This is a genomic window from Nonomuraea sp. NPDC051191, from assembly GCF_044455665.1.
Lineage (GTDB): Bacteria > Actinomycetota > Actinomycetes > Streptosporangiales > Streptosporangiaceae > Nonomuraea.
The window spans coordinates 218,953-232,291 of the sequence record NZ_JBITEZ010000012.1; the positions used below are offsets into that span (position 1 = coordinate 218,953).

18 protein-coding genes are annotated in these 13,339 nt (G+C 69.4%); 11 read left to right on the forward strand and 7 right to left on the reverse strand.

From position 1 onward, the window contains the following. The first annotated feature begins 47 nt into the window (after positions 1–47). Entirely contained in the window at positions 48–740 is a 693-nt protein-coding gene (locus ACIA8R_RS32980; protein WP_397041875.1) for a GNAT family N-acetyltransferase, read from the forward strand. A 168-nt stretch (positions 741–908) separates the two neighbouring features. On the opposite strand, the gene ACIA8R_RS32985 is transcribed toward ACIA8R_RS32980, so the two are convergent. Continuing rightward, positions 909–1,451, reverse strand: a complete 543-nt coding sequence (locus ACIA8R_RS32985; RefSeq protein WP_397041876.1) for a TetR/AcrR family transcriptional regulator — start codon at positions 1,449–1,451, stop codon at positions 909–911. A gap of 59 nt (positions 1,452–1,510) precedes the next feature. Here ACIA8R_RS32985 and ACIA8R_RS32990 point away from each other — a divergent pair, with 59 nt between their 5' ends. From ACIA8R_RS32990 to ACIA8R_RS33000, 3 genes are all read left to right on the forward strand, one after another. Then, entirely contained in the window at positions 1,511–2,680 is a 1,170-nt protein-coding gene (locus ACIA8R_RS32990) for an FAD-dependent monooxygenase (RefSeq protein ID WP_397041877.1), read from the forward strand. A gap of 65 nt (positions 2,681–2,745) precedes the next feature. After that, positions 2,746–3,234, forward strand: coding sequence for a cupin domain-containing protein (locus ACIA8R_RS32995; protein WP_397041878.1), 489 nt, complete (start codon positions 2,746–2,748; stop codon positions 3,232–3,234). Between the two features lie 28 nt (positions 3,235–3,262). After that, entirely contained in the window at positions 3,263–3,685 is a 423-nt protein-coding gene (locus ACIA8R_RS33000) for a DUF4267 domain-containing protein (RefSeq protein ID WP_397041879.1), read from the forward strand. 57 nt (positions 3,686–3,742) lie between these two features. Here the strand turns inward: ACIA8R_RS33000 and ACIA8R_RS33005 are convergent, their stop codons facing one another. After that, positions 3,743–4,318: a TetR family transcriptional regulator gene (locus ACIA8R_RS33005; RefSeq protein WP_397041880.1), complete on the reverse strand. Its 576-nt coding sequence runs from the start codon at positions 4,316–4,318 to the stop codon at positions 3,743–3,745. A gap of 95 nt (positions 4,319–4,413) precedes the next feature. On the opposite strand from ACIA8R_RS33005, the gene ACIA8R_RS33010 reads away from it, so the two are divergent. Further along, positions 4,414–4,635, forward strand: coding sequence for a hypothetical protein (locus tag ACIA8R_RS33010; RefSeq protein ID WP_364091640.1), 222 nt, complete (start codon positions 4,414–4,416; stop codon positions 4,633–4,635). 17 nt (positions 4,636–4,652) lie between these two features. Here ACIA8R_RS33010 and ACIA8R_RS33015 read toward each other — a convergent pair whose 3' ends face one another. Further along, positions 4,653–5,363, reverse strand: a complete 711-nt coding sequence (locus ACIA8R_RS33015) for a hypothetical protein (RefSeq protein WP_397041881.1) — start codon at positions 5,361–5,363, stop codon at positions 4,653–4,655. A 248-nt stretch (positions 5,364–5,611) separates the two neighbouring features. Here ACIA8R_RS33015 and ACIA8R_RS33020 point away from each other — a divergent pair, with 248 nt between their 5' ends. After that, positions 5,612–6,037, forward strand: coding sequence for a hypothetical protein (locus ACIA8R_RS33020; protein WP_364091636.1), 426 nt, complete (start codon positions 5,612–5,614; stop codon positions 6,035–6,037). 323 nt (positions 6,038–6,360) lie between these two features. Next, positions 6,361–6,771, forward strand: coding sequence for a peptidase inhibitor family I36 protein (locus tag ACIA8R_RS33025; RefSeq protein WP_364091634.1), 411 nt, complete (start codon positions 6,361–6,363; stop codon positions 6,769–6,771). 350 nt (positions 6,772–7,121) lie between these two features. Here ACIA8R_RS33025 and ACIA8R_RS33030 read toward each other — a convergent pair whose 3' ends face one another. After that, positions 7,122–8,123: a zinc-binding alcohol dehydrogenase family protein gene (locus ACIA8R_RS33030; RefSeq protein WP_397041882.1), complete on the reverse strand. Its 1,002-nt coding sequence runs from the start codon at positions 8,121–8,123 to the stop codon at positions 7,122–7,124. Further along, a complete protein-coding gene (locus tag ACIA8R_RS33035; RefSeq protein ID WP_397041883.1) occupies positions 8,120–8,932 on the reverse strand; it encodes an MBL fold metallo-hydrolase in 813 nt (270 codons plus the stop codon). Before ACIA8R_RS33035 ends, ACIA8R_RS33030 begins: the two co-directional genes overlap by 4 nt. A 114-nt stretch (positions 8,933–9,046) precedes the next feature. Here ACIA8R_RS33035 and ACIA8R_RS33040 point away from each other — a divergent pair, with 114 nt between their 5' ends. Then, on the forward strand, positions 9,047–9,397 hold the full coding sequence (locus ACIA8R_RS33040; protein ID WP_364091628.1) for a helix-turn-helix domain-containing protein: 351 nt from the start codon (positions 9,047–9,049) through the stop codon (positions 9,395–9,397). 125 nt (positions 9,398–9,522) lie between these two features. On the opposite strand, the gene ACIA8R_RS33045 is transcribed toward ACIA8R_RS33040, so the two are convergent. Then, positions 9,523–9,969, reverse strand: coding sequence for a hypothetical protein (locus tag ACIA8R_RS33045; RefSeq protein ID WP_397041884.1), 447 nt, complete (start codon positions 9,967–9,969; stop codon positions 9,523–9,525). Between the two features lie 517 nt (positions 9,970–10,486). On the opposite strand from ACIA8R_RS33045, the gene ACIA8R_RS33050 reads away from it, so the two are divergent. From ACIA8R_RS33050 to ACIA8R_RS33060, 3 genes are all read left to right on the forward strand, one after another. Next, positions 10,487–10,966, forward strand: coding sequence for a hypothetical protein (locus ACIA8R_RS33050; RefSeq protein WP_397041885.1), 480 nt, complete (start codon positions 10,487–10,489; stop codon positions 10,964–10,966). Next, on the forward strand, positions 10,951–11,091 hold the full coding sequence (locus ACIA8R_RS33055) for a hypothetical protein (protein WP_364091622.1): 141 nt from the start codon (positions 10,951–10,953) through the stop codon (positions 11,089–11,091). The genes ACIA8R_RS33050 and ACIA8R_RS33055 overlap by 16 nt, the downstream gene beginning before the upstream one ends. A 332-nt stretch (positions 11,092–11,423) precedes the next feature. Next, the gene (locus ACIA8R_RS33060) at positions 11,424–12,272 is read left to right on the forward strand and encodes an alcohol dehydrogenase catalytic domain-containing protein (protein ID WP_397042027.1); all 849 of its coding nucleotides are present in this window, start codon (positions 11,424–11,426) and stop codon (positions 12,270–12,272) included. Here ACIA8R_RS33060 and ACIA8R_RS33065 read toward each other — a convergent pair. Next, the gene (locus ACIA8R_RS33065; RefSeq protein ID WP_357708382.1) at positions 12,202–13,176 is read right to left on the reverse strand and encodes a helix-turn-helix domain-containing protein; all 975 of its coding nucleotides are present in this window, start codon (positions 13,174–13,176) and stop codon (positions 12,202–12,204) included. The two genes, ACIA8R_RS33060 and ACIA8R_RS33065, sit on opposite strands and share 71 nt — an antisense overlap. Positions 13,177–13,339 lie beyond the last annotated feature (163 nt).

Sequence of the window (13,339 nt, forward strand, 5' to 3'; positions counted from 1 at the left end):
ATTGCGTATGTCGTACAGAGTAGAGCGTATATACAACGGGAGGCGTCATGGAGATCCGTACGTTCGCGCCGAGCGACCGCGCCGAGCTGCGCGAGCTGTTCGAGCGCGTGGGCGAGGGCGAGGGCGCTCCCACGGCGTCGCTGTGGGGGCACGTGGACTCGGAGGCGGCCGTCTACCTGGACCCCTACATGGAGCTGGAGCCGGACTCGCTCTTCGTCGCCGTCGCCGGGGGCGCCCTGGTGGGCTACCTGACGGGATGCCTCGACAGTGCGAGGTTCCCCGGCGAGGGCGAGCGCATGGAGCAGGCGATGCGGACCTACCGGCTGGTCTTCCGTCCCAGGCCAGCGGCCTTCTTCGCGCGCAGCCTGGCCGATCTGGCGTGGGCCGCGGTCCGCAGGCAGCCCGGGGTCGGCGAGTTCGCCGACGCCAGGTGGCCCGCGCACCTGCACATCAACGTGGCACCCGAGGCGCGAGGGACCGGCGCCGCCGACGGGCTGATGAGCCGATGGCTCGACCGGCTCAGGAAGGCCGGATCTCCCGGCTGCCACCTGCAGACCCTGGTCGAGAACACCCGGGCGGTGCGGTTCTTCGAGCGCATGGGTTTCGCCGAGCACGGCCCGGCACCACTGGTGCCCGGCCTCCGGCACGACGGCCGGCGGGTCCACCAGCGGACGATGATCTGGAGTGCCGGCCGCGCTGTCGAGGAGGCCGGAGCGCGGACGTCCGCCGAACGTCACTAGTCCCAGCCGCACCGGGCCGTAGGGGCTGACGTGCCCGGGGACCGGCGTGCGCCCACCGACGACGAGCCGAAGCAGTGACGATCAGCGCACCCTGGGCCGGCTGCCGGGCCGGGGTCCTGGGATTCCTCGTAGACCCTGGTCTTGGTGGGCCATCGCCGGTGCGCGGCCTCACCGCTCGGACGGCACCTGCGCGCGCCCCATCAGGACCCGCAAGCCCTCCAGCAGGTCCGCCGGAGCCGGCGCGCCGTCCGGGTCCACCAGCCACTGCGCCGCCAGGCCGCCCACCAGCGTCTGGATCACCGCCCCCACCTTCTCGGAGTCGGAGCCGAACAGCTCCGCCAGCCCCAGCCTGGCCTGCCGTCCCGCCTCCGCGAACGACTCGCGCAACTCGGGGGTGCGCGCCATGTGCGCGACCAGCTCGAACTGGATCACCCAGAGCGGCCTGGCGCGGGTGAAGGACTCGATGACCTTGGCCCAGGTCGTCTCGAAGTCTCCCGGCTCGGCCAGGGCCCGGCCGAGGTCGTCGGCCCATTCCTGCATCGCCTCCACCACCGCCTCGTTGAGCAGCGCGTCCTTCGTGCCGTAGTGGTAGCCGATCGCCGCCAGGCTGACCCCGGCCGCGGTGGCGATGTCACGTGCGGTCGTGTGGAAGTAGCCCTTCTCGTAGAGGCAGAGCTTGGCGCCGTTCAGAAGATCCTCTCGATTTCCCATGACGCCATCTTACACATCCGTGTTGCACATCTGTCTAACACGTGCGTACTATTCGGGACATGAAGAATATCCTGATCTCCGGCGCCAGCATGGCGGGCACGACCCTGGCCTACTGGCTTCGCGAGCACGGCTTCACCCCGACTGTCGTCGAGCGCGCCACCGATGTCCGCGAAGGCGGCTACAAGGTCGACATCCGGGGCGCCGCCCTCGACGTCGTCGAGAAGATGGGCCTGCTGGAGGAGATCCGTGCCCTCCGCACCGACGTCCGCACCGGCTCGGTCGTCGACGGCGAGGGCCGCAAGGTGGCCAGCATGGACGGCGACAGCTTCGGCGGCCGCGTCCACCAGGACGCCGAACTGCACCGCGGCGACCTCGTCCGGCTCCTCCACGAGGCGACTGACGGCGTCGAGTACGTCTTCGGCGACTCCATCGCCGCCATCGACGGCACCCGGGTCACCTTCGCCGGCGGGCTCGTCCGCGACTTCGACCTCGTCATCGGCGCCGACGGACTGCACTCCAACACCCGCGCCCTGGCCTTCGGGCCCGAGGAGCGCTTCGTCCACGACATGGGCTACAACGTCTCGATCTTCAGCGTGCCCAACCACCTCGGGCTCGACCGCGAGGAACTCACCTACGTCGGCCCCGGCCGCACGGCGCTGCTCTACAGCACCCGCCAGGACACCGGCGCGAAGGCCATGTTCCTGTGGGCCACCGCCGGCAGGGCAGGCGACCGCGCCGAGCAGCAGCAGGCCCTGGCCGACGCCTACCGCGGATCAGGCTGGGAGGTGCCGCGCCTGCTGGAGGCCATGACCGGCGCGCCCGACTTCTACTTCGACTCCATGAGCCAGGTGCGCATGGACACCTGGCACGCCGGCCCGGTCGCGCTGGTCGGCGACGCGGCCTACTGCGCCTCGCCCGCCTCCGGCCAAGGCACCAGCCTCGCGCTGGTCGGCGCGTACGTGCTGGCGGCCGAGCTCAAACGGGCCGGCGGCGACCACACCATCGCCTTCCCCGCGTACGAGGCGCGGATGCGCTCCTTCGTCGAGGCCAACCAGGCCCTGGGCACCGCCAACATCAAACGGATGGTCCTGTCGAGCCGTTCCCAGGTGCGCCTGTCGATGCTGATGCTGCGCCTGGTCGGCCTGCTGCCCGGCAAGGACCGGATCATGGCCAAGGTCGTCGAGCCCATCCACCGCGCCGCCACCGCCATCGACCTGCCCACCTGGTGACACCTCGCGGCCCGCGAGCCTGCGCAGAAACGACTCGTGTCCCCTGCCCTCGAAGTGAGCCTGACATGTCAATGATCGTAGAAACGGCAGTCGTCCACGAGATCGACGCCGAGACCATCATCTCGCCCACCGCCACCGGACGACTGCTGCTCGACTCCAGCGACACCGGCGGCGCGCTGAGCACCATCAGGATGACGCTCGCTGACGGCGCCGACGGCGCCGTGCCCCACCACCACGCCACCTCGACCGAACTCTTCTACATCCTGGACGGCAGGGCGCGCGTCCTGGCAGGCGAGGAGATCGTGACCTTGGAGGCGGGCGACGTGGCGTCCGTGCCCCCGTTGACGCCCCATGCCTTCGCCGCGGCCCCCGGCTGCACAGCCGACCTTCTCATCATCGTCGCCCCTGGCATTCAGCGCTTCGAGTACTTCCGCCTGCTCGACCGCCTACGCAAAGGCGAGGCCACGCTCGAGGAACTGCTGGCCTCCCAGGACCTTTACGACAACCACTTCCTCGACAGCCCCGCCTGGACCCGCGACCGCCAGGCGTCCTGACCCCATCAGCTTTGAAGGAGATGTTCTGATGTCCGCAAAGGTGCCATCTCGTACCACTGTCGGTGTTGTTCTCGCTTTCGTCGGCGCCCTGTTCATCGGCTATGTCGGGGTGAGCTATCTGCTGGCCCCTCAATCCATGGCGCCCAACTTCGGCCTGCCGAGCTGGCCGCATGGCGAGGGTGCGGGATTCCTTGCCGTCAAGGGAGTCCGGGATCTGGCGTCCGGCCTGGTGATTCTCGCGGTCCTGATGACTGGCAACCGCCGGGTCCTGGGGTGGGTGATGCTGGCTGCGGCGCTCACCCCGATCGGCGACATGTTCATCGTGCTGCTCTCCGGTGGAGACCCCGCAACCGCCTTCGGCGTGCACGGCGCCACCGCCGCGGCGGTCGTCCTCGCCGGCGGCCTGTTGCTCAGCGGTTCCCGGACCGGGTCACCACGACCCGTCGCTTGACGGGCCGGCCCCCCGGCGTGGCGTTCCCCCGCGTTTGGGGCGGGCTGTGGGGTGGCGTCATGCGATGATCTTGGCGACCAGGCGGACGAGGGTGTCGCGAGCGTTGTCCGCACCGTCCTGTCCCATGATCATGTGAACGAGCTGCGGCGTGGCGTACCACCATCCGGCCAGGGCGATCACAGCGTGGAGCAGTTCGCTGGGCGCGAAGTCCGCGTTCAGGGCACCCGCCTTCTGGGCGGCGGCGAGCGCTGCCAGCTTGGAGGCGTAGTGGGCGCCGCGCTGCTCCCCCGCCGCGATGGGGCCGGCGGCGCGGTGCAGCCCCTCCCAGTGCAGCAGACGGATGAACTGCGGATGCTCACGGTGGTAGTCGTACACGCGGCCGGCGTACTCCGGCAGGTCGCCGGCCAGGGCGTCGTCCAGCGGCACGGCCTCGGCGAGCTGTTTCAGCGCCCAGGTCAGCACGGCGGCGAACAGTTGCTCCTTGTTGCCGAAGTACTGGTAGATGCGCTCCTTGTTGACGCCTGCGGCGGCGGCCACCCGATCCAGCCGGGCCGCCTCCGGGCCGTGGTCGGCGAACTCCCGCACCGCCGCGTCCAGCAGGAGCTGCCGCGTCCTCTCCGTGTTCCAGGCCATGGCCGAAGCATAGCCGAAAATCCAACTGGACAGTTGGAGTCTGTCATGCCAGTATCCAACCAGTGAGTTGGAAATACACTTCGAAGGGCTTGATCATGACTCCCGCTCCCTCCGTTCACCGTCGCGCCGCGATCACCTGGCTGTCGGTCTATTCGATGATCATGCTGGTCCAGGTGGTGATGGGGCCCGTCCTCGCACCGCTGCCGCTTCCGCTGCGCACCCTCGTCCTCACCGGCATCGTGGTCCCCGCCGTGGTGTACGCCATCGTCCCCGGCCTCCTCCGCGTCCACACCCGCTTTCACCGGCGCCCCCGCTGACGCCGGAAGACCAGGTGTCAGTTTTCGAAGTCGTCTGCATGTGACCTGCTCTTTCGTGGCGTCACCTGTCCATAGGTCCTGGTCACCGCATTGAGGACGACCGCGTGATCCGCGCGGACGGCCAGCACCACCCGGCCGCCCTGATCATTGACCAGGGCGTCGATGAACGCCCGTTGTTCGCCCGGGTCCTGGCACAGTGTGAACGTCTCCTCGAACTGGTCGACCACGACCACCTCGCCCGCGCCTGCCTCCGGCAGCGCCGCCCGCGGATGGGCGCCCGGCGTCACCACCCGCACCACGCGCGGCCGCAGCCTCGGCACCAGCCCCGCACGCAGCAGCGAGGACTTGCCGCCGCCTGACGGGCCCACCACCACGACCAGACGATGCGCGTCCACCAGTTCGGCCACCCGCTCGACCAAGCCGGTCCGGCCGAAGAAGTACGCCTGATCGGCGGTCTCGAACCTGGCCAGTCCCCGATACGGCGCCCGCGCCACGTCGTTACCTGCGGGGGTGGCCTCACGGAGGGCCGCGAGGATCTCCTCCCATCGGGTTCGCCACTGCTCGATGTCCCCGCCGCACGCCTGAACGTAGGCCAGGGTGACCGGCAGGGTCGGCAACCGATCCCCAGCGGCGGCCTGCGCCAGAGTGGCGGCCGAACACGGCACCCTCGCGGCCATCGCGCGATAGGACGGGCCGCCTGCCTCATGCCGGAGCTTGCGCAGTGCCACGGCGAAGGCGGCTACCGGGCCGTCCGCCGGATCGACCGGTCGTTCACACGATCCCCCATATCCCCGAATACGGGCAAACCAGCACAACGTACCCAGCCAGGTGGAGTTGATCGAGTTTTGTCCAGGCGGCGAATCGGGCTTCCAGACAATTCAGCAGCCACCAAGACTGGCCCCTGCCTGCCGTTATCCGCTCGGCGGGCTGACGTTTCACGACCTGGGCCGACCCAGGCAACAAGCGAGGAGAACTCATGCTGAGAAGGCTCATCCCGGCCGCCGTCGCCGCCGCCTCCCTGGCAGGGCTGGCGTTCGCGTCACCTGCGAGCGCTGACAGCCTTTCCTCTTCCACCCAGTACGGCTGCGCGGCCGGAGACTTCTGCGTGTACTCGACAGAGGTCATCTCCGCGGGAACGAAGATCAGCATCGGCCGGGGCGAAGATTATGGGCCGGTCAGCGTGGCCAGCAGCCCGTACAAGGGCGTCCGATCCTTCTTCAACAACGGCGTGGTCGCCACCTATGACCACGTCCTTGTCTCATACGTCTACTCGAACGGTGCCGCCTTCTCGAAGTGCATTCACCGCGCGGAGGACGGTGACCTCGGGGCGGGACACGAAACGGTCGACTCCCCCGTGACCGTCACCCGGATCCAGTGGAGAAAGGAAAACTGCGCCGCATAGTCCGAATCCGCCGATAATCCAGCGGAACCGGTCCGGTCCGACGCCACGGAGGCCGCCGGACCGGACTGCCGTGGCCGCGCGACCCGGGACCGCCCCAACCGGGCCTGGGTCGCCGACTGGGCTGTCCGATAGGGCGCTGGCGGTATGGCGGTGTGCACCCGCCGAGCTCAGCGTTCAGGCGCTCGAACTCGACCAGCGCGGCCACCAGGGACCCAGCAGACACTCCACCAGCCGCCAAGACCAGCCCCTGCCTGCCGCTACCCGCTCGGCGGGCCGTCCCTTTCCCAACCTGGGCTTGCTCAGGCAACGAACGAGGAGAACTCATGCTGAAAAGGCTCATCCCGGCAGCCGTCGCCGCCCTCTCTCTGGCCGGGTTGGCGTTCGCGTCGCCGGCGAGCGCGGCACCCCTTCCCGACGGCATCTACGACTGCCCACGGGGATCCTTCTGCATGTATACGGAAGATGGGAGGCGGATCATCATCGGCTCGGACGAAGACTGGGGGCCGGTCAGCCCGGCCAACAGCCAGTACAAGAATGTCCGATCCTTCTTCAACAACGGCGTGGTCGCCCCCTATGACCACGTCCTTGTCTCATACGTCTACTCAAGCGGCACCGCCTACGCGAAGTGCATTCACCCCGCCGAGGACGGTGACGTCGGGGCGGGACACGAGACGGTCGACTCCCCCGTGACCGTCACCCGGATCCAGTGGAGAAAGGAAAACTGCGCCGCATAGTCCGAATCCGCCAATAATCCAGCGGAACCAGTCCGGTCCGACGCCACGGAGGCCGCCGGACCGGACTGCCGAGGCCGCGCGACCCGGAACCGACCAACCGGGACCGGATCGCCACCTGGGCCGTCCCGGGGTCGAGGATCCCGCTGCAGCTCATCACGGGTAAAACCCCCGCACCACCGGGCGCTACGTGAAGCCATCGCCAAGGTCACCGAGGTCCTGGCGCCGTCCGGTCGTACCCGGCCGGCCGGAGCTGTGGGAGGTCACGGCCGTCACGTCACGGCTCGCGGACAGGCGAAGAAGCCCCAGGTCGCTACCGCTGATTCCGGCACTCAGCCTCCTCGAAGGCCCTTCTACGCCTGGGGGTCGAGGAAGACTCTGCCGATCGGGCGGTCCTCGACGACCCGGCGCTGTGCCTCGGCGGCCTGCTCCAGCGGATAGATCCGGTCGATCGCCGGTCGCAGGGCGCCTGCGGCCAGATGCCCGAGCAGGGTGCCGTAGGCGTCGGCGAGTTCCTGCTGGGCGAACGCGGTGAACAGGAATCCTTCGAGTCGGGCGGTCTTCCAGATCAGGTCGGTGACGTCGATGGCCGCTTTGGTGCCGGCCGTGTATCCGATGCTGACCACGACCCCGCCCTGACGCAACGCACCGAGCGCCTGACCGATGAGATCGCCGCCGAGACCGTCGAGGACGGCGTCCACGCCGGCGCCGTCGGTCAGCCGGGCGACGCCGGAGGCCAGTGTTTCGGTTTCGAGGTCGATGACGTCGAGGCTGTCGGTCTGCGGGAGCGCCGCGAGACGGTCGGCGCCGCGGGAGGTGGAGATGACCCTGGAGGCGCCGAGGAGCGGGGCCACCTGCGCCGCGGCCGAGGCCACCGCGCCGTAGATGCCGGGCGCCAGCACGACCTGCCCCGGCTGGACGCGGGCGACTTCAGTGAGCGCCAACCAGGCGGTCAGATATCCCGCACCGGCCGCCAGGGCCGCGGCCTCGTCATCGCCGACCTGCTCCGGGATGGGAACGAGGTGGCTGGACGGCACGGCCGCCTCTTCCCGCCACGTGCCGTCGAGTTTCGTCCCGTAGCCCCAGCCGCACAGCAGGACGCGCGTCCCGGGCGCGGGTCCGGAGGCGCCGGGGTCGGTCACCCGGCCCACGGCGCTGGCGCCGGGGACCAGCGGCAGCGGTTTGCGCATCGACGGGGGCAGCACACCGTTGCGGACCTTGTCGTCGAGTGGGCTCACCCCGGCACGGGTGATCTGGATCAGCACCTCGGCGTCGTCCGGCGTCGGTCGCGGCACCTGGTCGATCCGCAGGTTCTCCAGGCCGCCGAACTCGTGGACCCGTACGGCGCGCATCATGCCAGCCGCTGCGCGTTGAGCCAGACGGTGCCCGGGTTGAGGCGGTCCGGGTAGCGCTGGGTCATCTCGTCGAAGAACGCCCGGGGGGTGGGCTTGGCGGCGACCACCTCAAGAGCGGTACGCAGGTATTCGGCGGTCTCGTCGAGGATGCGTGGATCGTCCGGGCGATCCGGATCCTTGTGCCCGGCCACCACCGCTGCGGGCCGCAGGGCGCGGACCGTCTCGATGGCGTGGAGCCAGGCGTCGATGCCGCCGTCGAACCCGCCGTCGGCGAGGTACTGGTGCACGTTGTTGTACGCGACGTCACCGGCGACGACCAGGCCGAGCACCGGTACGTGCAGCACGGTGGAGTCGTCGCCGTCACTGTGGCCGACCTCGATCGGACGCAGCTCGTGCCCTTCGAGCACGAGTCCCCCGGCCGGCACCGGCTGGGCGGTCACCCGCAGGTCGGGAAGCTGCCCGGGGAACAACGTGTCCCAGAACGACCGGCGCCGCCCGCTGATCGAGGCGTGCATCAGCCGGATCGTGCCCTCGGTGGCGACGACCACCGCTCCCGGAAAACGCTCGGCCAGCAGCGACGCGCCGAACCAGTGATCACCATGACCATGGGTGATGTAGACGTGGGTCAGATTCTTGCCGGAGCGTTCGACCCGGTCGCCGACCTGCCGGGTCTGCTCGACGGTGAAGGGCGGGTCGACCAGGATCGCGTCGCTCGCGCCGTGGATGAGCGTCGTCGAGAGCGGCGACCACTGCTGTGGCGCGCCGGTCGGAAGCGTGCCGCTCGTGGGGATCTGTCCTGATACCCACACTTCATACGATGGCTCCGCGGTTGTGCTCACCTTGGGCATGCTTGCTCCTTGCCGCCAAGCTACTATCAATAGGCAAGAAGCTATCTAAAAGATAGTAATCCTGGAAGGTGAGTCATGTCACATCGCCAGCTGGATCCTGACGACATCCGGCCGTACTGCCCGTACTACGCCGCGGCGATGGACACCCTGAGTCGCCGCTGGGCCGCGACGGTGCTGCGCGCGCTGCTCGGCGGGGCCACGCGGTTCAGCGACATCGCGGCGGCCGTTCCCGGCATGACCGACAAGCTGCTGTCGCAGCGCCTGAAGGATCTGGAGGCCGACGGGCTCGTCGAGCGGGTCGTGCAGGCCACCACTCCGGTACGGGTCGACTACCGACTGACCGAGAAGGGCGCCGCGCTCGGCGCCGTGCTGCTCGACCTCAACCGCTGGGCGCTGGACTGGATCACCCTCCCCACCAACCCTTGAGGGGCGCTCGCCCGGCGGGTGATGCATTCGGGAAGGAGCGCGCCCGGGGCGGCGGAAAGGTGGTCGGATACCTGGGGCTCATCCACCGGGGGGACGAAGATGTTCCACCTGCTGTTCGTCGGCCGTCAGTCGATGCGCTGGCAGATCGTCACCGGCAGTCGTGGCGACCAGGTACGGGTGGCCTCGTCGTAGGCCTGCGCGTAGCCGTTCTTGCCTCCGGCGCAGGGGGCGGCGATGGTCGTCTCCACGTAGACGGCGCCGCCGGGCGTGACCGGGTGGGTGCGGGCGATCACCCACCTGGAGAACTTCGTGACGCCGTTGTTGAACTTGACGGTCACGAAGACGCGGCGGTCGACGGTGAAGTTGCCGCCGGCGACCTTGAGGTGGTCGTTGAAGGTGTAGGTGAACAGGAACGAGCGCGCCCGGGCGAGATCGTGGGCGTGGCTGGGGTTGTTGATGTCGGAAGGCGTGGGCGGCGACGCGTTCGCGGCGACGCTCATGGCCGGGACGGCCAGGGCGATGGCCGCGGCGGTGGCGGTCAGGCCGAACAGGGTACGCAAGCTGCGGTTCATCGGATCCTCCTTTTGTATGGGGACTTGACCACCATTGAGAAGCAGACCGCCTGCAACGCACTTTCAACGGCCCAACCTGGTTCGGGCACGGCGAACGGCGCGTGCCATGAGCTCCGAACGCGTCCAGCCGTACCTCGCCGTAGGGCTGGACGTGCTGCCGAAACAGCGGCGTCAGCTCGTCCCAGACGCATGCGCGGCGCCGACCGTTGATACGCTCTCAGGCGTGATCGAGAAGTTCATCCGTCTTCGCCGTAGCTGAAGCGGTCTGCCCGCCGGTCGTTCGACGACCGGCGCGATCTGAGGCGACCCCGCGGACAGGTGCGGTGGCACAAGCCGCGCACCACATGGGTTCCGCCCGCAGCCGACCGCCGGCCTTGTCCCACGGCTTGTCCTGTCGCGTTCTCACCCGGCAGCCGCACGCCGTTCCCGGCAAACGCTCGCCTACCAGGCCCACCATGACCTCGACGCGTGGGCGACCGAGCCGTCCACGCTGGCCGACGTCACCCTGCGGGACAACGTGGACGCGGTCGTCGACGTGGTCCGGCGCGTGGCGGAGCACGGGCCCGTGGTGCTGGTGGCGGCCAGCCTCGGCGGCCTGACCATCAGCGGTGTGGGCAACGTCATCCCCGACCTGGTGGATCGGCTCGTCTACATCTCCGCCTGGTCGTGCGTGCGGCGCGCCGACCCGATCGAGTACATGCAGGAGCCCGAGTTCGCCGGCAACCTGATGGCCCCACTGGCCGCGTTCAACGTCGGCGACCCCGCCCGGCTCGGCGTCGGCCGGGCCAACTACCGCACCGCGGACCCGGAACTGCTCAACGCGCTCAAGGCCGCCACCATGGCGGACGTCAGCGACGAGCAGTTCCGTGCCTTCCTCAACATCCTGCAGCCGGACGAGTCCATCGCGGTGATGACGGCACCTGGGGCACCATCGCCCGCACCTACATCCGCCTGGCCGGCGACCGCTCACTGCCGGTGGCCATGCAGGACAGGCTGATCGCCGAAGCGGACGCCCTGACACCCGGTAACCCGTACGACGTGCACACCCTGGACGCGTCACATGAGGGGTTCGTGTTCAGGGCCGATGAGGTGGCCGCCCTTCTGGACCGGGCCGCGATCTAGCAAAGGGCCGGGGACGGCCGCCGGCCATCCCCGTTCCGTCCCTTCGGTCAGGCCGGTCCGTACGGCGCACGCCGGGACGAACCTGGCCTGCTGCGGGGCGATCCTGGTGGCGAGGCTGTCCCCCCGATGAACGGGACCTCCTGCCCGTGCGAACGAGACGGTTGGCTGGAAAGCACTCGGGCAGGGGCCGTGGCAACGGAAGGCCCTGCGGATGCCCTGGCTTCTCCGAGGACGGAGCCGGTCGGGCCCAGGTCCGGAAACAGGAGCAGTGGGACCGCCCGGTGCTCGACGCGCTCCTGGCCCGGTTTCAACGACTTTCGAAGGAAATTCATATACGTGGCGTAGTCCTGCATGCCCCCGGTGACGTCCGTGTCGACGAGCGGACGGACCCGGCGATCGTCCAACCCACCGACGCGATCATCCGCGTGACCGCGGCGTGCGTGTGCGGCTCGGACCTGTGGCCCTACCGCGGGATCCGGAAGCTCGACGGGCCGGCTCCGATGGGCCGCGAATACGTCGGCGTCGTCGAGGAGGTCGGCAGCGAGGTCACCACGATCAAGCCGGGCCAGTTCGTGGTCGGCTCGTTCTGCGCCTCCGACAACACCTGCGAGATCTGCCGCTCGGGCTACCAGAGCGCCTGCGTCCACCGCGTCCTCATGGGCGCGATCGGCACCCAGGCCGAGTACGCCGTCGCCGCAGAGGCCGGACCTGGCAGGACCGTCGCGGTCGTCGGCGACGGGGCCGTTGGCCCGTGCGCGGTGCCGGCCGCCAGGCAGCTCGGCACGGAACGTGTCATAGCGATGAGCCGCCACGAGCCGCGCCAGAACCTGGCCCTGCGGTTCGGCGCCACCGCCCTCGTCACCGAACGCGGCGACGAGGGCGTGGCCCGGATCAAGGGGCTCACCGGCGGGCTCGGCGCGCACAGCGTCGTCGAAGCCGTCGGCACCCAGGAGTCGATGACGCAGGCCATCGGTTCCACGCGGCCCGGTGGACACGTGGGCTTCGTCGGCGTCTCCCACGACGTCGTCCTCCCCCTCGACCAGGCCGCCGAGGCCTACCGCGCCATGGACGAACGCCGGGCCAGAGCCCACGCGCCGACCCGGTCGACAGCTAGATCCAGCCACGCTCCCGGGCCTCCAGGCCGGCCTGGAAGCGGGTCACGGCGTTCAGGTCGCGCATGACGGCGTGGATGCGGCGCTGTACGGTACGCAGCCCGAGCCCCAGTGCCCGCGCGATGGCCTCGTCCGTCAGGCCGCCCGCGAGCAGCCCGAGCAGTTCCCTGGTCAGCTCGTCGAGCTCATCGGTGTGCGCGGCGGGTCGGGGGGCGGCGCGTAAGGGCAACGCCCGCTGCCACTCCCGTTCGAACAACGCGATCAGCGCGTCGAGCAGGGCCGACTGGTGCAGGATGAACGCCGCGTCGATGGAGTTGGACCTGTTGCGGATGGGGATCAGCGCGAGCGCGTCGTCGGCGATCCAGATCTTGGCCGCCGCCTCGGCCACCACGCGGGCCTTCTCCCCGTGGGCGATGGACTCCTGGATGAGGCGTAACTTGCCGGGGACCTCCAGGGCCTCCCGGTCGTACACGGTGCGGTAGTCGATGCCCGACTTGAGCATGTGCCGCTCGCGCGCGACGTTGTCGCCGTGACCGCGCATGGCGTACGGGGGCTTGTCGATGTTGCGGAACATGACCTGGGCGCTGTCCTGCAGCGCGTACGCCCTGTTGACGATGTTGTCGGTCCCCGTGATGACCTCCACCTGCTCGGCCGGATGCGTCGCGTAGCGGGAGGCCAGGTTGAACGAGCTGGTCAGCTCACTGATGGCCGTACGTACCTGGTGAAGCTCCTCCTCGTGACGGGCGAGCAGCGGCCTGATGGCGATGTCGGGAGCGACGGCGACATAACGGGCGCGGCGGCCCGGCAGCCTGCTGGCGAGGCCGCGCCGCGCGAAGGCCGCCAGCGTGCGGCCCGCGAGCAGCGGCGAGATCCCGCACTGGGTGGCGAGCTCGTCGGCGGACGATCGCGGGTTCTCGACGAGCGTCGCGTACAGACGGCTCTCGGCCGGTGAGAGGCCGATCGCTTCGAGCATCGACGGCTCCCCCTTCTCCCGGCGAAGAGGCGGCGGGTTACCGCCACCTGGCGGGTTTTGGCCCGTTCTGCGCTCTTGTGTCCTGACTGAATCCCAGATTAGGTCAGCGAGGAAACGATCTCCATCGCGTATAGGCGACGATGGACGATCTTTCAGTCTGGAG

Coding starts and splice junctions, on each gene's coding strand:
- ACIA8R_RS33005 (WP_397041880.1), bottom strand. CDS start 4,318: ATGGCCTGGAACACGGAGAGGACGCGGCAGCTCCTGCTGGACGCGGCG.
- ACIA8R_RS32980 (WP_397041875.1), top strand. CDS start 48: ATGGAGATCCGTACGTTCGCGCCGAGCGACCGCGCCGAGCTGCGCGAG.
- ACIA8R_RS32995 (WP_397041878.1), top strand. CDS start 2,746: ATGTCAATGATCGTAGAAACGGCAGTCGTCCACGAGATCGACGCCGAG.
- ACIA8R_RS33020 (WP_364091636.1), top strand. CDS start 5,612: ATGCTGAGAAGGCTCATCCCGGCCGCCGTCGCCGCCGCCTCCCTGGCA.
- ACIA8R_RS33045 (WP_397041884.1), bottom strand. CDS start 9,969: ATGAACCGCAGCTTGCGTACCCTGTTCGGCCTGACCGCCACCGCCGCG.
- ACIA8R_RS33025 (WP_364091634.1), top strand. CDS start 6,361: ATGCTGAAAAGGCTCATCCCGGCAGCCGTCGCCGCCCTCTCTCTGGCC.
- ACIA8R_RS32985 (WP_397041876.1), bottom strand. CDS start 1,451: ATGGGAAATCGAGAGGATCTTCTGAACGGCGCCAAGCTCTGCCTCTAC.
- ACIA8R_RS33010 (WP_364091640.1), top strand. CDS start 4,414: ATGACTCCCGCTCCCTCCGTTCACCGTCGCGCCGCGATCACCTGGCTG.
- ACIA8R_RS33055 (WP_364091622.1), top strand. CDS start 10,951: ATGCAGGACAGGCTGATCGCCGAAGCGGACGCCCTGACACCCGGTAAC.
- ACIA8R_RS33065 (WP_357708382.1), bottom strand. CDS start 13,176: ATGCTCGAAGCGATCGGCCTCTCACCGGCCGAGAGCCGTCTGTACGCG.
- ACIA8R_RS33000 (WP_397041879.1), top strand. CDS start 3,263: ATGTCCGCAAAGGTGCCATCTCGTACCACTGTCGGTGTTGTTCTCGCT.
- ACIA8R_RS33030 (WP_397041882.1), bottom strand. CDS start 8,123: ATGATGCGCGCCGTACGGGTCCACGAGTTCGGCGGCCTGGAGAACCTG.
- ACIA8R_RS32990 (WP_397041877.1), top strand. CDS start 1,511: ATGAAGAATATCCTGATCTCCGGCGCCAGCATGGCGGGCACGACCCTG.
- ACIA8R_RS33040 (WP_364091628.1), top strand. CDS start 9,047: ATGTCACATCGCCAGCTGGATCCTGACGACATCCGGCCGTACTGCCCG.